This is a genomic window from Muriicola soli, assembly GCF_004139715.1.
Taxonomy (GTDB): domain Bacteria; phylum Bacteroidota; class Bacteroidia; order Flavobacteriales; family Flavobacteriaceae; genus Muriicola; species Muriicola soli.
Map to the genome: position 1 here is coordinate 2,542,851 of NZ_CP035544.1, position 19,776 is coordinate 2,562,626.

Below are 19,776 nucleotides of genomic sequence, written 5' to 3' on the forward strand. Positions count from 1 at the left end.
TTGGGTGATTAAATTACTACCCTAGTCTCTCTTCAATGCTGTCTTAAAATCCGTAACGCTGGGGGCCTCCCCTTCGGATTTCCTCGTTCGCATAAGATTCGAACTTCACGAAATTTTCGCGGAACGCATTGGATAATTTAAAGGCGGTCTTATAATAGGCTTCGTCGTCGTTCCAGGTTGTTCGCGGACTAAGCACACTAGTGGGAACGCCCGGACACGATCTGGGCTGAGCTACCCCGAATACTGAATGTATGTGATAGGTATCGTATGAATAGAGTCCAAGAGCCCCACTAAGAGCAGCATGAATCATGGCCCGGGTATATTTGAGCTTCATTCTGGTCCCTACCCCATAAGGCCCGCCGGTCCAACCGGTATTGACAAGCCAGACATTTACCCCTGATTCCTTCATCTTCTTGCTGAGCATTTCAGCGTATTTAGTAGGATGCAACGGCATAAACGGTGCCCCGAAACAGGCCGAAAAAGAAGGGATAGGTTCTACAACACCAGCCTCCGTCCCGGCAACTTTAGCCGTATATCCGGATATAAAATGATATGCAGCCTGACTTGGCGTTAGTTTGCTGATGGGGGTAAGACCCCAAAGGCATCGGCAGTTAGAAAGAATATATTCTTGGGGTTTTTCCCAATTGAGGGTGCCTGGGTATTATCTATATGGTAAAGCGGATAGCTTACCCGGGTGTTCTGTGTTATGCTCGTATCCGTGAAATCCACATCCCCCTGCTCATTCATGATTACATTTTCAAGGATTGCTCCTTTTTTTATCGCCTTGAAAATACCGGGTTCGTTCTCCTCGGATAAATTTATCACTTTGGCGTAGCAACCACCTTCAAAATTAAAAATGCCGTTTTCCCCGGTCCATCCGTGCTCATCATCCCCGATCAGACGTCTGTCAGGATCAGTAGAGAGGGTAGTCTTCCCGGTTCCTGACAAGCCAAAGAAAATAGCCGTATCTCCTTCATCGCCTACATTGGCAGAGCAGTGCATTGGAAGGGTATTCTGATAAGTAGGAAGCAGGAAATTCAAGGCAGAAAAGATCCCTTTTTTAATCTCCCCTGTGTATCCCGTACCGCCAATCAAGGCTATTTTTCGTGTAAAATTTAGTATCGCAAAATTGTGTTGTCTGGTACCCGCAGTCTCGGCATTGGCCATAAATCCGGGAGCATTCACCACTAACCAATCAGCCTCAAACGATTCCAGTTCGGAATCGGATGGCCTGATAAACATATTATAGGCGAATAAATTGGACCAGGGATACTCGTTTATTACTCTGATTCCAAGCTGATAGTCCTTGTCAGCACACGCAAAACAATCGCGTACAAAAACCTCTTTATCCGAGAGGTAAGCGGTTACCTTATCGTAAAGTTCATCAAATTTTTTCGGTTCGAATGGTTTGTTGATAGATCCCCACCAAACTTTATCCTCGGTGATGGCATCTTTTACGATGAAACGGTCCTGTGGAGATCTTCCGGTAAATTCTCCGGTATTAACGGCCAAAGCACCCGAAGAGGCTTCTTTACCCATTCCTTTTTCGAGAGTAATCCTGTGAAGATCATCCGGATTTAATTGATAGTGAACCTGTTTACTAAGAATCCCATAAGATCTTAACGAAATCGTTTGCGTAACTGAGTCAGATGACGGCATAAAGTTTACGTTTAGTAGCACAAAACTAGAAAATTATTGGAGCTTGCCACAATAAAAAGGCATCTTTAGTTGAAGTACTTAAAAATGCGATAACCCAATAAAAGCCATGCTGTAATCAGAAATGCACCTCCCAGTGGAGTTACAAAGGCGATGCTTTTAAAATTTATTGAATTAAGGCTGTCTGTAGCGAGGAAATAGATAGAGAAAGAAAACAGAAGGATCCCTAAAACAGCGCACCAAAAGATCCATCTTTTATGGGCTTCCGACAGTCTTGTGGTTGATCCCAACCAAAGCAGAAATAAAGCGTGGTACATCTGATAGGTCACACCAGTCTCGTAGCTATTGAGAGAGGATTCACTTATGACTTCTTTTAAGCCGTGAGCCCCGAAAGCCCCCAAAATAACAGCAGAAATTCCAAATAAAACCCCGACAAGTAGAATTGTTCTGTTCATAACTTAAAGCCAGCTAATTCTTATAAATGTAACAAATTGATACCTTAGTATTTTTATGTATTCAAAGGTAAAAAATAAGAATGAGGCGTAATATTTTAATATTCGGAGCAGGGAAGTCAACTTCCTATCTCCTGGATTATTTTAAGGAAAAATCAGAAAGTGAATCCCTGCATCTCACTATTGCCGACCTGTATCCTGAAAGGATTCCCGCGACTATAAAAGACCACTCGTGTTGTACCCCACTAAAACTCGATATTGCCGATGCGAAAGCGAGGTCCAAGGCAATTGAAAAATCAGATATCGTTATCTCCATGCTCCCTGCGCGTCTGCATCAAGCCGTAGCGTCAGATTGTCTTATTCACCGGAAAAATTTAGTCACCGCATCCTATATAAGTAAGGAAATGGCCGCCATGAAAGAAAAGGTAAAAAAGGCAGGTCTTATTTTTATGAATGAAATTGGTCTTGATCCGGGCATTGACCATATGAGTGCTATGCAGATCATTGACAAAATCAGAGATAATGGAGGAAAAATGCTTCTTTTTGAGTCTTTTACCGGAGGACTGGTAGCACCGGAAAGCGATAATAATACCTGGAATTATAAATTCACCTGGAACCCCAGAAATGTAGTTCTGGCGGGGCAGGGCGGTGCAGCAAAATTTATTCAGGAAGGAACTTATAAATACATCCCCTACCACAAGTTATTCAGGCGGACAGAATTTATGGAAATTCCGGGCTACGGGACTTTTGAGGCCTATGCGAATCGGGATTCCCTCAATTACAGGGAAGCTTATGGCCTTCACCATGCCCTTACTCTTTATCGGGGTACGATGAGGCGCGTTGGTTTTTCAAAAGCCTGGAATATGTTCGTACAACTGGGGATGACTGATGACAGTTATCAGATTGAGGAATCAGAGACAATGTCATACCGGGAATTTACCAATTTATTCCTGCCCTATTCTCCCACAGATTCTGTAGAATTAAAGCTGCGTCATTACCTTAAAATTGATCAGGACGACATTATGTGGAAAAAGCTGGTGGAACTCGATATTTTTAATCCCGAAAAAACTGTGGGCCTAAAAAACGCCACCCCTGCACAAATGCTTCAGAAAATACTGGAAGATCAATGGACTTTAAAAGAAGACGAGAAGGATATGATCGTTATGTACCACAAGTTTGGCTATGAACTTAAAGGGAAAAAACATCAGATTGACTCAAATATGGTAGTTATAGGGCAAAACAGGACGCATACGGCTATGGCCAAAACAGTAGGACTGCCTGTGGCTATAGCGACCCTGCTCATCCTCAATAACAAGATTATAACTCCCGGGGTACAGATCCCTTTGCAAAAAGAAGTTTATCAACCTATTCTAAAAGAATTGGAATCCTATGGGGTAATTTTTAAAGAATACGAGGTGCCTTATTTAGGATATAATCCAGACTCGGTAGCAGGTTAAGAATTGTAAGGAGAAATAGTATATTTATCGATAATTAAAATAAGAATATGGCGTCTGCTAACGATAAAGTAAAAATAGACGGGATCGATAAAAAAATTCTAAAGTTCTTGATGTCAGATGCGAGGAAGCCCATCCTTGAGATTGCCAGAAACATAGGGATTTCGGGTGCCGCCATTCATCAACGCCTTCGCAAACTGGAAAAATCGGGACTTATTGCCGGTTCTAAATTTGTAATTAATCCTAAAGTGCTCGGATATACCACAATGGCCTATATCGGAATCTTTCTAGACAAGGCCATGAGCAATCCCAGAGCGGTTAAGGCCCTGGAAAAAATCCCTGAGGTACTTGAATGTCATTACACCACGGGCAACTGGTCCATTCTTATCAAGGTGCTTTGCAAGGACAATGAACATCTGATGTATGTCCTCAATAAGAATATTCAGCAAATAGAAGGAGTGTCACGGACAGAGACCTTTATTTCTCTGGATCAACAGATCGACCGACAAATAACGATATAAAAAAACCCGGGATGCTACCCGGGTTGTGTACAATTTTTTCCAGGATCAATCCCTTCCTCCGAGCACCTGTAGTCCCCAATAAACCAGGGTAGCAAGAGATCCTATGGCTGCAACAAGATAGGTTCGGGCGGCCCATTTTAAGGCGTCTTCAGATCCTTTGTACTCTTCGGGTGTCACCATATTCCTTTTTTTTAACCACGCAAGAGCACGATTACTCGCATCGTATTCAACAGGAAGGGTAATAAAACTGAAGAGGGTAGCAAGACCCATCATAATCAATCCGGCAATAGCCACGTAATAACCAAATCCAACTCCGGCAGCAGCTCCGAGCATAATTCCGCCGAAGACCACCCAGGTAGACATTCCGGAAGTGACACTTACCACCGGTACCAGCCTGGAGCGCATCGTCAACCATTCATAGGCCTGGGCATGTTGAACTGCATGTCCGCATTCGTGAGCTGCTACAGCCGCAGAAGCAGCATTTCTTTGATTGTAGACGCTTTCACTCAGGTTTACGGTTTTATTTGTGGGATTGTAATGATCTGTCAGCATACCTGCCGTGGACACTACCTTAACATCTCTTATCCCGTGATCTGCCAACATTTTCTCAGCAATTTCAGCTCCGCTCATCCCATTCCTCAGGTGTACTTTAGAGTAGTGCTTGAATTTGCTTTTTAACTTGCTGCTTACCAACCAGCTTACCAGCGCAATGGCTCCCAACAATATATAATAGGTCATCATAATCTTTGTCTTTAGAATTTAAATTTACGAATAACACAACAAAAACCCCGCCAATTCTGACGGGGTAATTCAAACTGACAAAATGTACTTATTTAAGCGAGAATCTCTTCCCATCCGAAGGTTTCAACTATTTCACTATAAGCTATTTCCCCCTCTATAATATTTAATCCTTTGTGTAACGCCTCGTCTTCCTCGCAGGCCCTATACCATCCTTTATTTGCTAAAGCCAGTACATAGGGTAAAGTTACGTTGGTCAATGCAACGGTTGAAGTGTAAGGGACAGCCCCGGGCATATTGGCCACTGAATAATGTACTACATCATCAATGATATAGATAGGGTCTTCATGGGTTGTTGGCTTTGTGGTTTCTACGCAACCCCCCTGGTCAACCGCCACATCCACGATAACGGTTCCAGGCCTCATCAATTTAAGCATCTCCCTGGTGATCAGGTTTGGTGCCTTGGCGCCTTTCAACAAAACCCCACCGATTATCAGATCATGAGATTGTATGTGCTTTCTGATATTAAATTCATTAGAGTATTCAGTGACTACATGGCTGGGCATAACATCATTGATGTAGCGAAGTCTTTTCATATTAATATCAAGGATGGTTACATGTGCCCCTAAACCAGCTGCCATTTTAGCAGCCTGAGTTCCCACAGTACCGGCCCCTAGAACAAGTACCCTACCCGGGGCCACTCCGGGAACGCCCCCTAGTAAAACTCCCCTGCCCTTTTTGGGTTTTTCAAGGTATTTTGCACCTTGTTGTACAGCCATTCTTCCGGCAACTTCAGACATGGGAGTTAATAATGGGAGTGATCCATCTGAATCTTCAACAGTTTCATAGGCGATGCAAATTGCCCCACTGGAAAGCATTGCCCTTGTCAGTGTCTCGCTGGAAGCAAAATGGAAATACGTGAAGATAACCTGCCCCTGCTTCACAAGACTGTATTCCTGTTCTACAGGTTCCTTAACCTTAACAATCATATCACTGCAAGCGTAGACCTCTTCTATGGTATCGAGAATCGATGCCCCTACTTCCAGATAATCCTTATCAAAAAATCCACTTCCTTCGCCGGCAGTGGATTGTACAAAAACCTTATGGTGGTTCTTTACCAGTTCGTAAACTCCTGCCGGGGTCATCCCCACCCGACTTTCGTTATTCTTAATTTCTTTAGGTACCCCAATGATCATGTCTTAATTTTTTTGTTTGTTCGTCTCCTCAAATTTGGAATTATAAATCTGCTTTGAGAAAAATAATCGACGAACTGCAGGGGTAGACTATGGAAAAACATCATTAATTGTAAAATAACCCCTCATTTATGAGGGGTAATATTTAAAAATTACAATTTTTGAAAGATAAAGAATAAAAAATAGGGGGGGTAAGCAACACTAAACTACAATGTTTACGATCTTACCGGGAACAACAATCACCTTTTTAGGCTTATTGCCGCCCAGTTGGGCTTCCGTTTTTTCATGTCCAAGCACCCTGGCCTCAACTTCTTCCTTGCTCAGGCTCAGTGGCATTGTAAGCGTAAACCGCATCTTACCATTAAAGGATATAGGATATTCTTTCTGATCCTCTACAAGGTATTTTTCTTCAAATACTGGGTAACTCGCAGTGCTAACCGAGGTATCATGTCCTGCTTTAGCCCACAATTCCTCCGAAAGGTGGGGCGCATAAGGGGCGATGAGGACTATTAAAGCTTCCAGAATTTCTCGCGAATGGCACTTTTGAGCAGAAAGTTCATTGACGCAGATCATAAAAGTAGATACTGAAGTATTAAAGCTAAAGGCTTCAATATCTTCAGTTACTTTCTTAATGGTCTTATGGAGTGTCTTGAGCGATTCCTGTTTTGGAGCGTCTGCAGATAAATAAAATTCACCTTTTTCATTAGAGTGAAATAAACGCCAGAGCTTCTTAAGAAAAGAGTACACTCCCGTTATACCGGCTGTATTCCATGGTTTTGATTGTTCCAAAGGCCCCAAAAACATCTCGTAAAGTCGCAATGCATCGGCTCCGTATTCCTGACAAATAGAATCGGGGTTTACGACATTGTACTTGGACTTCGACATTTTCTCCACTTCCCGTCCAACCAGGAATACATCATCCTCAAGGATAAATTCTGCCTCCTTAAATTCGGGCCTCCACTTTTTAAATCCTTCAACATCGAGTTCGTCAGAAGCATTGACCAGTGAAACGTCTGCGTGTATAGGGTCTACTTCTTTCCCTTCAACAAGGTCCCTGGACAAAAAGCGATTGGTTCCTTTCTCCCTGTAAACAAATGCACTGGTGCCGAGGATCATACCCTGGTTTATAAGTTTTCGTGCATATTCTTCCTTAACTACCCAGCCCTTATCGAACATAAATTTTTGCCAGAAGCGAGAATACAACAAATGCCCAGTAGCATGCTCAATTCCGCCGATATAAAGGTCAACATCCTGCCAGTAGTTGATAGCCTCATCAGAAAAAATAGCCTTGTCATTACCCGGATCCATATAACGATTAAAGTACTGGGAACTCCCGGCCCACCCGGGCATTGTGTTGAGTTCCAGCGGAAAGACCTGCTTGTGGTCTATTTGCTCATTGGAAACTACTTTCTCCGTTTTTGTACACCATGCCCATTCCGTAGCATTGCCTAAGGGAGGTTCCCCAGTTTCGGTAGGCAGATACTTCTCTACCTCTGGCAAGGTAAGAGGGAGTCGGGACTCAGGGATCATGTTGGGAATTCCATTGACATAATACACGGGAAAAGGTTCGCCCCAGTATCGCTGTCTGCTGAATACAGCATCCCGTAATCGAAAGTTTACCTTCCCTTTTCCTATCCCCTTTTCCTCCATGGCCTTTATGATCCTGTCAGAGGCTTTTTTATATGACAAACCATTCAGAAAGTCAGAATTACCAATAATGGTATTGTCCTTATCAGCAAAAGCTTCTTCAGAAATATCAACGCCTTCAAAAATATTGGGGATGGGAATATTGAAATGTTTGGCAAAATCGTAATCCCGCTGATCTCCACAAGGGACTGACATCACCGCTCCGGTACCATAACCTGCCAAGACGTAATCTCCAATCCATATGGGAATGCTTTCGCCGGTAAACGGATGAATCGCGTAAGAACCGGTAAAAGCACCGCTTATAGTCTTTACATCAGCCATTCGATCCCTTTCAGATCGTTTAGCTGATTTTTCAACATATTCTTCAATTTCTTCCCTTTGTTCTTCGGTTGTTATTTTTTCTACCAATTCGTGCTCCGGTGCAAGAGTCATAAAGCTTACTCCAAAAATTGTATCGGGTCGGGTAGTAAAAACCTCTATCGGATACGAGGAAGTGATCTCTTTATTCTTTGCTGTGTAAAAAGTGAGGGATGCTCCCACTGAACGTCCTATCCAGTTGGTTTGCGCATCCTTGAGTGGCTGAGGCCAGTCTATGGTGCTCAATCCGTCGAGCAACCTTTGCGCGTATGCCGTAATCCTCATACTCCACTGGGTCATTTTCTTTCGCATAACGGCATGCCCGCCCCGTTCTGAAACACCATTGACGATCTCGTCATTGGCAAGGACAGTTCCCAAAGCCGGACACCAGTTCACTTCGGTGTCAGCAAGGTAAGTAAGGCGATACTTCAATAGAAACTTTTGTTGCCCGTCCTTGTCCATCTTATTCCATTGGGCTGCATCTATGATTGGCGTATCGTCGTCGCATACGGCATTGATATTCTCATTCCCTTCCTTGCTCAATCGCTGTTCCAGAAGGCTTATATTTTCGGCTTTGTCTGAATCCCGGTCGTACCACGAATTAAACAATTGGATAAAGACCCATTGTGTCCATTTATAGTATGAAGGATCTGATGTTCGAACTTCCCTGCTCCAGTCAAATGAAAAACCTAGCTGATCTAATTGTTCCCTGTATCTCTTGATATTGGCTGCTGTGGTAATTGCGGGATGTTGTCCTGTTTGAATGGCATATTGCTCTGCAGGCAAGCCAAACGAATCATATCCCATGGGATGCAACACATTGTAGCCCTGATGCCTTTTATAACGCGCGTATATATCACTGGCAATATAACCGAGAGGATGTCCAACATGTAACCCTGCTCCCGACGGATAGGGAAACATATCAAGGACATAGAATTTCTTCTTGTCCGATTTGTTCTCCGCCCTGAATGTTTGATTTTTGGCCCAGTATTCCTGCCATTTGTCTTCAATCCTTCGGAAATCGTAGCTCATCCTTTGTTCATTCATTTTGTAATGCGGCAAAAATAGGGGTATTCCACGAAAGGTAAAAGCTTATCCCTACAACAATAATGTGATTCGGAAAGACGTTCGGTTTCTGTAAACCGAAGTGAAGCCCAAATAGTATATATTTAAATCAGTAAATGAAAAGATTATCCCTGGTCCTTTTTATTGCCTTTTGCAGTGTTTCCATAAGTGGAACCGCCCAACTCGGGTTTTGCCAGGGAAATTCGGGCAGCCCGATATTCACAGAGGACTTTGGAACCGGCCTTACCAATGGGCCAGCCCTGCCGGCAGGCACCACAACATACACTTACGTCAATGGCCCACCGGATGACGGCAGCTATACTATTGCAAGTAATACTGCAGGGTACTTTGATTGGTTTAATATACAGGATCATACGCCCGACGATACCAATGGCAAGGCCTTTATTGTTAATGCCAGTTTTACCGCCGGGGAATTTTACCGCAGATCCATAAACGGACTTTGTGAGAATACGTCCTATGAGTTTTCTTCCTGGCTCCTCAATTTACATCCGAGAAACGGGGTGGGTTGCCCGAACAATGGTATTCCTATCAACGTTAAATTTCAAATTTGGGACAGTACCGATACTAATTTACTGGCCACCGGAGACACAGGCGATATTGAAGACAAAACAACGGCCGAATGGGAACAATACGCATTGTTATTTACCACACTGCCCGGGCAGTCTTCCGTCATTCTTAAAATGATCAATAATGGCAGCGGTGGTTGCGGGAATGATCTGGCCATAGACGATATTGCCTTCAGATCTTGTGGAGACCTGGTTACCATCAGCGATACTCAAAATAGAAATTCGATTTACCAATGCGATGTGGATGGCCCGTTGATGGGTTTAACTCTTAGTGCCACGCCCGACTTTAGTATTTTCAACAATCATTTTTACCAATGGCAGGAAAGTTCAGATAATTCGACATGGACAGATATACCGGGTGAAACCACAGATTCTTATACTACTCCGGTTCTAACAGCCAGCAGATACTACCGGGTGGTGGTTTCTGAGGATCTCATTAATATCAACAACAACCTCTGTAATGTTATTTCACAATCTTTTGACATTGTTTTTGTTCCCACCCCCTTGCCGCCGTCCAGTATCGGCGATATCAGGATCTGTGCAAATATTGAGAATGGACTGCTCACGGTAAGGGTCCCCCCGGGGTGGATGTGAATTGGTATGATGCTCCAAGCGGTGGTACTTTACTGGATGCGGATACAATTACCTACAGCACCGATGTTGCAGGAACCTATTACGCAGAGGCTGTTTCCACACAGGCCTTTTGTCCCTCAACGAGCAGAACTCCGGTAACACTTCAAATTGATCCCCTCCCGAATGTAAATGATGAAATGATCTCCTTCTGTGAAAATGAAGATGTCCTTTTACAGGCGGGGGTGACCGGGGTTAGTTACCAGTGGAGTACAGGTGAGACCACTCCTGAAATTACAGTCTCCCAAGCAGGTGTTTATACTGTAGAGGTCACCGATCCAAGAGGTTGTTCTAATGTAAAAACCGTTGAAGTAACCCAAGTAGATTTACCGGTTATTGAAAACATTCGCACTGAAAACGGCAATATCGTAGTACTGACTTCAGCTGCCGATGATGTAGAATACTCCCTCGATGGAGTAAACTTTCAAAATCAGTCTATTTTTGAAAACGTACCCGGAGGTTTATATGCAATATCCGTAAGAGGCGAAACGAGCTGCAGCAATGTCACACAAGATTTTTTCCACCTGGTGGTGCCCAAATTCTTTACCCCTAATGGAGACGGCATCAATGACATTTTTGAAGTACAAGGAATAAGTTCCCTGTCAAATTATGAGATCAACCTGTTTGATCGCTATGGTAAATTGATTAAAAATTCTTCTGGAGAACCCCTGATATGGGATGGAAGTTACAATGCCCAATTATTGCCCTCCGGAGACTACTGGTATACTGTTCGTATTGAAAATCAGATATACCAGGGTCATGTTGCTCTGGTGAGGTGATGGGCAAGGCAGGATGATAATATTCTCCTAAGGTCGGCTTGAGGTTTTCCATACTTTAGTATTTTTACGCCATTATTGTGATCTATGAGTACATCGTTTGAACGATATCAAAAGAGAAAATTGATTTCCTCTTACTTTTCTGTTGTCCTGAGTATAAGCCTGGTCTTATTTCTCCTGGGGGTTTTGGGACTTCTGGTGCTCAACACAAAAAAATTGGCAGATCATTTTAAGGAGCAAATTACCTTATCTGTATTTCTAAAGGATAATGCCAAACAGGTCGAAATTGATCAGCTACAAAAGAGTCTGGCCCTTGCCCCATATACTAAAAATGCCACATATGTATCAAAGGAAGAGGCGGCAGAGCAGCACAGTGAGGAAATAGGTGAGAATTTTATCGATTTTCTAGGCTACAATCCCCTGAAAAATTCCATTGATGTTCAGCTAAATGCAGAATTCGTTACAACCGAGCAGATTGCACAAATTGCTGAGGAGATTTCAAGCAAGGGCTATGTGGAAGAAGTGAATTATGACAAGCCACTCATTGCTTTACTGACCGATAACGTAAAAAAGATCTCCTTCTGGATTCTAATCGTTTGTGGGGTTTTTACCTTTATTGCCGTTTTGCTGATCAATAGTTCCATCAGACTATCGATCTACTCGAAACGGTTTATCATAAAGACCATGCAGATGGTAGGGGCAACAAAAACTTTTATCAGAAGACCTTTTATATGGACTAACGTTAAACTGGGAATGCTGGGAGCTGTCCTTGCCCTGCTTTTTCTTGGCGGCCTTCTTTACTACATGGATATGAATTTCCCTGAACTGGAACTGCTCACAGATATCTGGTTTCTGGGTGCTCTTTTCCTGGGCGTATTTGTACTGGGCTTACTCATCTCCTTGCTAAGTACTTTTTTCGCAACACAGCGCTTCCTGAACCTGAGAACAGACGATTTATATTACTAACTTTGCGGTCATGGGTAAAAAACAAAAGAATTCAAAGGACAGACCACGACAGGAATTTATCTTTCAGCGAAAGAACTACCTTTTTATGTTCCTCGGTATTGGTTTTATTGCCTTAGGCTTTATCTTAATGAGCGGAGGCGGCAGTGACGATCCAACAGTATTTAACCCGGACATATACAATTTCAGAAGGATAAAACTCGCTCCCACCCTGGTCCTAATCGGTCTGGGCCTTGAGGTTTACGCCATCCTTTTAAATCCCCATAAGAACAAGTAATTGGATATCATAGACGCCATTATTCTGGGCATCGTACAGGGACTGACAGAGTTTCTGCCGGTTTCATCTAGCGGGCATTTAGAGCTCGGAAAGGCCATTCTTGGAGACGACTCTATCCCACAGGACAGTTTATTGTTTACGGTAGTCCTGCACTTCGCAACTGCTTTAAGCACCTTGGTGGTTTTCAGAGCAGATGTTTGGAATATCCTCAAAGGTCTGTTTCGCTTCAGGTGGAACGAGGAAACAGTATTTTCGATGAAAGTTATCCTTTCAATGCTCCCTGCTGCCCTGATTGGCTTTTTATTTGAGGAGCAACTTGAGCGTCTTTTTGGAGAAAATGTCGTTTTAGTCGGTTTTATGCTGATCGTAACGGCCTTACTTCTCTATCTCGCAGACCGGGCGAAAGAAACTCAAAAACAAGTCAGCTTCCTCAACGCATTCGTGGTGGGCATTTCACAAGCCATCGCAATACTGCCCGGTATTTCCAGAAGTGGAGCAACAATTTCAACTTCAGTTCTTCTGGGAATTGACAAGAACAAGGCTACCCGTTTCTCTTTTTTAATGGTAGTCCCGCTTATTTTTGGAAAGATGGCAAAAGATATCTTTAGCGGGGAGATCGATTTTCATAGTACACAGATGGCATCCCTTACTGCCGGATTTCTCGCCGCCTTTTTCGCGGGTTTGTTGGCCTGCATCTGGATGATCAAATTGGTAAGGCAAAGTAAATTAGAGTATTTTGCTATCTATTGTTTCCTGGTGGGGATTATCGCGATAGTGGTAGGCTATTGGAACTAGGATTCCCAAAACATATTACAAGATGGACTTGAATTCCAAAGAAGAGTTTCTGGATGGGCAAGTACTGCTTATTGATAAGCCCCTTGAATGGAGTTCATTCCAGGCGGTGAGCTCTATCAAATGGACTATCCGGAAAAAATTCAACCTGAAAAAGATAAAAGTCGGACACGCAGGAACACTCGATCCCCTTGCAACCGGCTTGCTTGTGATCTGTACGGGAAGATTCACCAAAAAAATCCCTGAAATTCAGGGACAGACCAAAGAGTATACAGGCACCATTACTTTAGGTGCAACCACTCCTTCCTACGATCTGGAAACGGAAATAGACCAGGAGTACAATACCGGTCATATTTCTGAAGAAAAAATAAGGGAGACGACTTCCCAATTTGTAGGGAAGATTGATCAGAAACCTCCTATTTTCTCAGCCTTAAAAAAAGATGGAAAACGTTTGTACGAGTATGCCAGGGAAGGACAGGAGGTAGTGATTAAGACACGGGAAGTAGAAATAACTACCTTCGAAATCACCTCAATTGAAATGCCGAGGGTACATTTCAGAGTAGTGTGTAGTAAGGGCACCTATATCAGGTCTCTCGCACACGATTTTGGGCAGGCGTTGGGTTCAGGAGGTCATCTTTCTGAACTGAGAAGAACCAAAATAGGCCTGTACAACGTAAATAATGCAGTAACACCCCCCGAATTCAGGGCAATGTACTTGCCGGAATAAGTCCTTCATTTAGTACTTTTAGGGGGGCAGAGCCAAAATTAATGGATAAAATAGCTACATATTTTCAATGGTTATCGAATCTGAATAGAAATCAGCTATCGTTTATCATTACATTTTTATCCCTTTCCATAATGGTGTTACTCCTCTTTAATCTGCACCTTGATGCAGAACAAGAGGATGAATATGTAATCGAAATGAGTCTGGCCGACGAAGATTTGCAGGAAATACTCGAGCAGGAAGAAAAAAGAGCTGAGGAACTGGAAAATGCCAATATATTAAAAAGTAACCAGGCTGTAAATGAAAAGGCCAAGCCGAGTTTTGGAAATCCCGAACCCCTGAAAACTCTTGAAGAGCTGATGGAAGAACATCAGCTGAATTCCGATGAGAACTCTCTTGAAGACTTGCTAAATGAGAATGAAGCCTTTGCTGCTTCCTTAAAAGAAATGGCCAAAATCAGGGAAGAACGCAAACAAGAGTTAGGAGAAAAGGATGCTGAAAAGAAGGAATACACCGATTACATGAAGAATAGGACCACCAGAATTACCTATTCTCTTGTTGACCGGAAACATTACGAACTGCCCCCTCCTATATATACATGCCTGGAGGGCGGAAAAGTAGTCATTAACATTGACGTGGATCGCAACGGATATGTCACGGACGCCTCTTTCAATGCTAAAAGTTCTAATACCTCCAATGGCTGCCTTGTGGAGAACGCAATACAATACGCCTTGAAAGCTCGATTTAACCCGGGGTCTAAGGCATCACAATTGGGAACCATCACCTACTTATTTCAAAGTAAGTAATTGCATGAGGTCTTCAAGGGTATTGCTTCCCTTATCGGCGTTAAACCATTGCTGCAAATCCTCTTTAAAAGCTGCAGTAAGCGATCCGTGTTTCTTTTTGTATTCCCCGGCCATTAAGCTCGCTTGAGATGGTAGTGGGCCCCAGCTGCCCAAGACCTCAAATTCTTCGGTATTGATTACAATTAATTTCGGAATTGATCTTTTACCATCAGTTAAGAAAGCGTCCATTACTTGTGGATACTCGCTTCGCAAAATAATCCTCAATTCAATATTATTATTAATTTGAGCGAACTTATTCATCACAGGCAAACTTGGGGCGGCATCCCCGCACCAACTCTCGGTAATCACCAGCCATACAACCTTACCGTTGTAGTCCTCAATCTTACTTCTGTACGCATCCGAAACCTTAAGCGTCTTGTCCCATCGCTTCATGCGCCTGTGGTTGAGCTCGGTGTAGTTTTTGTAGGCCTCTGATTGCTCTGGCCCGGTAGTTCCGTGCTCCTTCGCTAAATCAGCAACTAGTTCTCGAAATTCATCATACGTCATAGCTTCACGAATAACTTCCTTTAACTCTTTCTGCAAAACATTGACTATTGGTAATTGTTTCATATTGATGATTACGAATGAATTTTTAATAATAAAACTACCCCTGCTTTGTAGTTTTTCTAGGCATTTCCTTACACTCTTTTGTCAAAAGGATTTCTATTAAAGACTTTCCGGGTTGATGGCCAAACTTTGAAATAGTTTGGCTTTCGCCTTAAAGAATTTATTCTGCAGTTCATTTTGTTTGAGTCGTGCATCGATCAGCTTACTCTCCCTGCTATTGATCAGAAAGAGAGAACTTTCACCAAAACTGAATTTGCGTTCTTCTCCCTGCAGAAGGGTTCCATAATTCTGTACAATATCGTAGACCAACCGATTTTGCTCCTCAAAAGAATCCAATTCGTTGTAAATAGCAAGTACTTTGTTCACAATGGCTACCGTTGCATTGGCATATTCAAATTCGGCGTCCCTCAATTTAAATTTTGCCAGTTTCAGTTCCCCTCTTTCTTTTCTCAGGAATAGTGGCAAACTAAAATTCAGCCCTCCTTTATAATTTTCTTCTTGTAAAGAATTGATCAACTCCGGTGTCTCGGTCAAAAAATTGTACTCCAGATCTATCTGAGGTAACAATTGATTGGTCTTTAGCCTTTTATCAATGGTCAACTGATCAATTTTACGTCCGAGTGATATTATCTTAGGATGATTTTCTATGGTAAAGCTATCGAGAGGCAGGCCCATAATTTCCAGAGCAATGTCAATTTCACTTTCAAGGGAGGTATCAGGAATAACCCCTTCCCTTAGTTCTATAGGAACATCACCGCTCATCCATAGGAAATTGGATAATGCCAGGGCTTTATTTCTCAGGCTTACCTCTGCCTGGGTAAGGCCAAGTGCCCGGTTTTGAAAAGCTATTTTTGCTTCTACGGTGTCTATTGAAGCGATATCTCCTGCTTTGGCTCTTTCTTTGATCCCTTCAAAGCGAATCTGTGCGTTTTGGAGGAACTGGCGAAAGATTTCCCTGTCGTTATAGGCTTGTAACCAATCAAAATAGGCAACAGAGGCCTCAAATAGTATGGTGTTGATCAACAGGTCCCTATCTGCCCTGGTTTGTTCCCTGAAAAACTTTGCCTTACGCAATGTAGCCATACGGTCATTGGCGAGAAAACCCCTTCCCAGGGAAAAGGACACCCCCGCACTGTATAAGCCATCATCGGGAAGTGTTTCGTCAGGATTTAAAAAATCTCCCTCCGTCTGCTCAAAATTTCCTTTGAGTTCAATACCATACCAGGTCGGGATCTTAAAAGTGGTATTAAGTCGGTCGTAATATTCTGTGCCTTTAAATTGTTTCCTGTCGTAATCCACCTCTATTTTTGGGTCGAATCCTCCCTTGCCTTCATCAAATTGGCTTCCCCAATAGCAATGACTAGTTCGGCCTGTTTGGCAATAGGATGGTACTTTTTCACGTACCCTAAGTACTCCCTGAAATTTAGGGTAAGAGTATCTGACTCCTGGCCTAAAAGCCCAAAGGAAAATAGTAAACACAGTATCGTCAGAGATATCCTCATTCTTACTTTGTCTTATTTTGGGCCATATTTTCTTCTGGCTGGTAATAGTTTGGAGGGAAGCCATTCAATTGTCTCCATAGCTCGTACCAAATAGCCACATCTTCCAGGAGGGCAAGGGTATTAGCCCCAGATCCCACACGAATGTCCTTCGGCCAGGGCTGATCTTCCGGATCCGGTGCCAAAAGAACGCGGTACTTACCATTACTGCTTATAAAAGTTTCAATTGCCACTACCTTTCCCCCGTAGGTACCATAGGATACATTGGGCCAGCCGCTAAAAATAATAGCAGGCCATCCGTCGAATTGTATCCTTACCTTCTCTCCTATGTGGATAAGGGGAAGGTCGAGAGGTTCTACATAGGTTTCTACAGCCATCGCGTATTCCGAAGGCATGATCCCCACCAGTTTATCACCTTCTTTAAAGGTTTCCCCAATTCCGGCTTGCAGAGCCTTATTGATAAAGCCACTTTGTGGTGCCCTGATGTAATGCATCTGGCTCCGCACCTCGTAATTTGTGTATTCGTTCTCGAGCTTGGTCACCTGTGCTTCGGAGTCGAACTGATTCGACTGTGCCGTAAACATATCACTTTGTGCCTTGGAGATCTTATCTGTATACTCGGCTTGGATTCTGTTGATCTCAACAGAAGCATTAATGATCTCATTCCTGGAAGCCAGTAAAGTATTTTCCTGGGAGATAAGCTTAGCCTGTGTTTCCTGGAGTTTAAGACGTTTTTCTTCCACATCGGTAATCGCCTTAAGTCCCTCATTCTCAAGTTGAACCACACGGTCATACTGTCTCTGTGCTATTGTGATATTTGTTTTTGCAGCTTCCAGATCGATGCTATCGCTCTTTACTTTTAATTTTGCCTGTAACAACTTATTCCTGGCCTGCTCAAGCTTAAGCTGTCGTTCCCTGTTCAAGGCTCCGATCTGAGAATTCAACGCCTTTACTTTTCCCTGATAGGAAGTAACTGCCATGGATTTCGCCCTGATCTGATCTCCGGTTCTGGATATCAGGTTAGGATCGAAATACTCGTTTTTTACCTCAGAGATAAAGAGAATAGTGTCTCCTTTTTTAACGAAATCACCTTCCTGTACATACCACTTTTCAATTCTTCCTGGTATTGGAGATTGAATGGTCTGTGGCCTGTGCTCCGGATTTAATGTCGTAAGGTATCCTGTCCCCGAAATCGTCTGCGTCCAGGGAAGAAAAAGCACGATCAGGCCTATGAAACTAAAGGCCAATAAAAAGCGATTAAAGTGCTTGTAATGCTTAACATGAAACACCTTTTGAGACGATTTGTAAGGCATTAAATCGACTTGCCTATTTAGCCTGTTTGGAGATATATTCAACATAGCCTCTAACTTTCGTTAATTATTTTGCCATTTTTCATGGTGATGATCCTGGTACACTTTTTCATCCATCGGGGATTCTGGCTAACCACTAACAAGGCCCAGGGATTAGACCTGTCTGTGAGAAAATCAATAATCCTGTCTGCCTCGTCCGGGTTAAAGTGGTCTAAAGGATCCTTCAGGATGAGTAATCTGGGTTTACGCACTATACTTCTTGCGAGAACGATCTTCTTTGCAACTACATAGGGAATCTGTTGTCCTTCCGGATATAGCATTGTCTTAAGACCCAAAGGTTGTTCTTTCACAAATTCGGTAAGCCCGGCCTTTTCCAGCGCCCAGTAGACATTTTCTTCCTTTAATGATGTATCACCAAAGGTGATATTTTCGAAAATACTTCCTTCGAATGGACTCTCTTCAGTAAGTGACTGACCTATATGGGAGCGGTAATAGTTCAGAGAGATGGCTTTAAGCGAAACATTATTGACGTAAATCGCACCTGCATCTGGTTCCACAATACCCGCAATCAACCTGAGCAATGTCGATTTGCCAGAACTACTATCTCCTTTTATCAAGATCGTACATCCCGGGGTGATTGTCATGGAAAGATTTTCAATAATGGCTTTGTTGGTCCCCGGGACATTGTATCTGAGATCTTTTAACTCCACGTCAAAAGGATCATTCTCGCCAAAAGGATGTTCTCCATCAATAGGCTCAAGGTCTTTGTCTACCACCTGCCCGAGCTTTTCAAGGGAAGTAAGCAGGTCATAGAATGTTTCCAGACCCAGTATTAGTTTTTCAACGCTATTGATGACCAATAGAATAATAATCTCTGCCGCCACAAATTGTCCTATATTCATCTCCTGGTTCAGTACAAGGATTCCACCAATAAGCAGGAGTCCAACCGTAACCAGTACCTTAAAACCAATCATCTGAATAAACTGGATCACGAGGATGCGGAAATGGCTTTCGCGAGCTTCCAGATATTTCTCCACCAGCATATCGTTTTTCTGCATGGCCAGACTGGTTTTGCCAGAGAGTTTAAAGCTGATGATAGACCGCGCAACTTCCTGTAACCAATGGGCTACCTTGTATTTATTCTCAGATTCTTCAAGACTGGTTTCCAAACCCTTCTGTGCTGTAAATTTGAAAACGAAGTAGATCAACAGCAGTAAAAGAAAGCCGTAGATAATAAAGAACGGATGGTAAAACGAGAGGAGCATCAGCCCAAAAATAATTTGCAGCAATGCAGCGGGAAAATCGACCAGGATTTTAGCCAGACCCTTCTGTACCGTGAGGGTATCAAAGAAACGATTCGCTAGTTCAGGCGGGTATAAATTTCTGAGTTCACTGAGTTTTATCTTGGGAAATCGATAGGCGAACTCAAAAGATGACCTGGTAAAAATCTTCTGCTGAACATTTTCAATGATCCTGATTTGCATCAGCTGCAATATCCCTACAAAAGCAACACCGAGGGTGACCAGAATAACCAGTACAATCCAGGAAGTACTTATTTGGGCGCCCTGGATCAGGTTGATAATTGCCTGGATTCCCAAAGGAAGAGATAAGTTTACCAGCCCTGCAAAAATAGCGTAGTAAAAGATCTGCAAGATGTCTCTTTTATCCATCTTTAAAAGCCCCAGCAATCGCTGCCAGGCCGTGAGTACGGTCTTTGCCATTA

General features: G+C 43.0%; 17 protein-coding genes and 1 pseudogene. 9 read left to right on the forward strand and 9 right to left on the reverse strand.

Annotated elements, in window-relative coordinates; genetic code table 11:
- Positions 1 to 43: 43 nt before the first annotated feature.
- Both pckA and EQY75_RS11555 read right to left on the reverse strand, forming a co-directional pair.
- Positions 44 to 1,659 (reverse strand): annotated as a pseudogene (gene pckA / locus EQY75_RS11550) (phosphoenolpyruvate carboxykinase (ATP)).
- 65 nt (positions 1,660 to 1,724) lie between these two features.
- Positions 1,725 to 2,111: a DUF423 domain-containing protein gene (locus EQY75_RS11555; RefSeq protein WP_129606009.1), complete on the reverse strand. Its 387-nt coding sequence runs from the start codon at positions 2,109 to 2,111 to the stop codon at positions 1,725 to 1,727.
- Positions 2,112 to 2,191: 80 nt separating this feature from the next.
- Here EQY75_RS11555 and EQY75_RS11560 point away from each other — a divergent pair, with 80 nt between their 5' ends.
- Positions 2,192 to 3,565 carry a saccharopine dehydrogenase family protein gene (locus tag EQY75_RS11560; protein ID WP_129606011.1) on the forward strand — a complete coding sequence of 458 codons (1,374 nt, stop codon included), beginning with the start codon at positions 2,192 to 2,194 and terminating at the stop codon, positions 3,563 to 3,565.
- A 47-nt stretch (positions 3,566 to 3,612) separates the two neighbouring features.
- Positions 3,613 to 4,083, forward strand: a complete 471-nt coding sequence (locus EQY75_RS11565; protein ID WP_129606013.1) for an Lrp/AsnC ligand binding domain-containing protein — start codon at positions 3,613 to 3,615, stop codon at positions 4,081 to 4,083.
- A 45-nt stretch (positions 4,084 to 4,128) separates the two neighbouring features.
- On the opposite strand, the gene EQY75_RS11570 is transcribed toward EQY75_RS11565, so the two are convergent.
- From EQY75_RS11570 to leuS, 3 genes are all read right to left on the reverse strand, one after another.
- Positions 4,129 to 4,824: a zinc metallopeptidase gene (locus EQY75_RS11570; RefSeq protein WP_129606015.1), complete on the reverse strand. Its 696-nt coding sequence runs from the start codon at positions 4,822 to 4,824 to the stop codon at positions 4,129 to 4,131.
- A 92-nt stretch (positions 4,825 to 4,916) separates the two neighbouring features.
- Positions 4,917 to 6,017 carry an alanine dehydrogenase gene (gene ald / locus EQY75_RS11575; protein ID WP_129606017.1) on the reverse strand — a complete coding sequence of 367 codons (1,101 nt, stop codon included), beginning with the start codon at positions 6,015 to 6,017 and terminating at the stop codon, positions 4,917 to 4,919.
- 198 nt (positions 6,018 to 6,215) lie between these two features.
- Entirely contained in the window at positions 6,216 to 9,050 is a 2,835-nt protein-coding gene (gene leuS / locus EQY75_RS11580) for a leucine--tRNA ligase (protein WP_129606019.1), read from the reverse strand.
- Positions 9,051 to 9,199: 149 nt separating this feature from the next.
- Between leuS and EQY75_RS11585 the strand changes: the two genes are divergently transcribed.
- The 7 genes from EQY75_RS11585 to EQY75_RS11615 all read left to right on the forward strand — a co-directional run bounded on the left by EQY75_RS11585 (position 9,200) and on the right by EQY75_RS11615 (position 14,638).
- Positions 9,200 to 10,264: a hypothetical protein gene (locus EQY75_RS11585; RefSeq protein WP_129606021.1), complete on the forward strand. Its 1,065-nt coding sequence runs from the start codon at positions 9,200 to 9,202 to the stop codon at positions 10,262 to 10,264.
- Positions 10,255 to 11,079: a T9SS type B sorting domain-containing protein gene (locus EQY75_RS11590; protein ID WP_129606023.1), complete on the forward strand. Its 825-nt coding sequence runs from the start codon at positions 10,255 to 10,257 to the stop codon at positions 11,077 to 11,079. Before EQY75_RS11585 ends, EQY75_RS11590 begins: the two co-directional genes overlap by 10 nt.
- A gap of 84 nt (positions 11,080 to 11,163) precedes the next feature.
- Complete coding sequence (locus EQY75_RS11595; protein ID WP_129606036.1) at positions 11,164 to 12,042, forward strand: cell division protein FtsX; 879 nt, start codon at positions 11,164 to 11,166, stop codon at positions 12,040 to 12,042.
- 10 nt (positions 12,043 to 12,052) lie between these two features.
- On the forward strand, positions 12,053 to 12,316 hold the full coding sequence (locus EQY75_RS11600; RefSeq protein ID WP_129606038.1) for a DUF3098 domain-containing protein: 264 nt from the start codon (positions 12,053 to 12,055) through the stop codon (positions 12,314 to 12,316).
- The gene (locus tag EQY75_RS11605; RefSeq protein ID WP_129606040.1) at positions 12,317 to 13,111 is read left to right on the forward strand and encodes an undecaprenyl-diphosphate phosphatase; all 795 of its coding nucleotides are present in this window, start codon (positions 12,317 to 12,319) and stop codon (positions 13,109 to 13,111) included. It begins immediately after the preceding gene.
- A 22-nt stretch (positions 13,112 to 13,133) separates the two neighbouring features.
- Complete coding sequence (truB, locus tag EQY75_RS11610; RefSeq protein ID WP_129606042.1) at positions 13,134 to 13,835, forward strand: tRNA pseudouridine(55) synthase TruB; 702 nt, start codon at positions 13,134 to 13,136, stop codon at positions 13,833 to 13,835.
- A 41-nt stretch (positions 13,836 to 13,876) separates the two neighbouring features.
- Entirely contained in the window at positions 13,877 to 14,638 is a 762-nt protein-coding gene (locus tag EQY75_RS11615; RefSeq protein ID WP_129606044.1) for an energy transducer TonB family protein, read from the forward strand.
- Here the strand turns inward: EQY75_RS11615 and EQY75_RS11620 are convergent.
- The 4 genes from EQY75_RS11620 to EQY75_RS11635 form a co-directional block, all read right to left on the reverse strand.
- Positions 14,621 to 15,247: a thioredoxin family protein gene (locus tag EQY75_RS11620; protein ID WP_129606046.1), complete on the reverse strand. Its 627-nt coding sequence runs from the start codon at positions 15,245 to 15,247 to the stop codon at positions 14,621 to 14,623. The genes EQY75_RS11615 and EQY75_RS11620 overlap by 18 nt on opposite strands.
- A gap of 96 nt (positions 15,248 to 15,343) precedes the next feature.
- On the reverse strand, positions 15,344 to 16,810 hold the full coding sequence (locus EQY75_RS11625) for a TolC family protein (RefSeq protein ID WP_342773998.1): 1,467 nt from the start codon (positions 16,808 to 16,810) through the stop codon (positions 15,344 to 15,346).
- Complete coding sequence (locus EQY75_RS11630) at positions 16,749 to 18,101, reverse strand: HlyD family secretion protein (RefSeq protein ID WP_129606048.1); 1,353 nt, start codon at positions 18,099 to 18,101, stop codon at positions 16,749 to 16,751. Before EQY75_RS11630 ends, EQY75_RS11625 begins: the two co-directional genes overlap by 62 nt.
- 5 nt (positions 18,102 to 18,106) lie before the next feature.
- Positions 18,107 to 19,774, reverse strand: coding sequence for a peptidase domain-containing ABC transporter (locus EQY75_RS11635; RefSeq protein WP_129606050.1), 1,668 nt, complete (start codon positions 19,772 to 19,774; stop codon positions 18,107 to 18,109).
- Positions 19,775 to 19,776: the final 2 nt, after the last annotated feature.

What these genes read in the sequence shown, in the direction of transcription:
- EQY75_RS11565 (WP_129606013.1), top strand. Translation starts at nt 3,613, where the DNA reads ATGGCGTCTGCTAACGATAAAGTAAAAATAGACGGGATCGATAAAAAA.
- EQY75_RS11555 (WP_129606009.1), bottom strand. Translation starts at nt 2,111, where the DNA reads ATGAACAGAACAATTCTACTTGTCGGGGTTTTATTTGGAATTTCTGCT.
- leuS (WP_129606019.1), bottom strand. Translation starts at nt 9,050, where the DNA reads ATGAGCTACGATTTCCGAAGGATTGAAGACAAATGGCAGGAATACTGG.
- EQY75_RS11595 (WP_129606036.1), top strand. Translation starts at nt 11,164, where the DNA reads ATGAGTACATCGTTTGAACGATATCAAAAGAGAAAATTGATTTCCTCT.
- EQY75_RS11620 (WP_129606046.1), bottom strand. Translation starts at nt 15,247, where the DNA reads ATGAAACAATTACCAATAGTCAATGTTTTGCAGAAAGAGTTAAAGGAA.
- EQY75_RS11625 (WP_342773998.1), bottom strand. Translation starts at nt 16,810, where the DNA reads ATGGCTTCCCTCCAAACTATTACCAGCCAGAAGAAAATATGGCCCAAA.
- EQY75_RS11570 (WP_129606015.1), bottom strand. Translation starts at nt 4,824, where the DNA reads ATGATGACCTATTATATATTGTTGGGAGCCATTGCGCTGGTAAGCTGG.
- EQY75_RS11615 (WP_129606044.1), top strand. Translation starts at nt 13,877, where the DNA reads ATGGATAAAATAGCTACATATTTTCAATGGTTATCGAATCTGAATAGA.
- EQY75_RS11635 (WP_129606050.1), bottom strand. Translation starts at nt 19,774, where the DNA reads ATGGCAAAGACCGTACTCACGGCCTGGCAGCGATTGCTGGGGCTTTTA.
- truB (WP_129606042.1), top strand. Translation starts at nt 13,134, where the DNA reads ATGGACTTGAATTCCAAAGAAGAGTTTCTGGATGGGCAAGTACTGCTT.
- EQY75_RS11560 (WP_129606011.1), top strand. Translation starts at nt 2,192, where the DNA reads ATGAGGCGTAATATTTTAATATTCGGAGCAGGGAAGTCAACTTCCTAT.
- EQY75_RS11585 (WP_129606021.1), top strand. Translation starts at nt 9,200, where the DNA reads ATGAAAAGATTATCCCTGGTCCTTTTTATTGCCTTTTGCAGTGTTTCC.
- EQY75_RS11600 (WP_129606038.1), top strand. Translation starts at nt 12,053, where the DNA reads ATGGGTAAAAAACAAAAGAATTCAAAGGACAGACCACGACAGGAATTT.
- EQY75_RS11630 (WP_129606048.1), bottom strand. Translation starts at nt 18,101, where the DNA reads ATGTTGAATATATCTCCAAACAGGCTAAATAGGCAAGTCGATTTAATG.
- ald (WP_129606017.1), bottom strand. Translation starts at nt 6,017, where the DNA reads ATGATCATTGGGGTACCTAAAGAAATTAAGAATAACGAAAGTCGGGTG.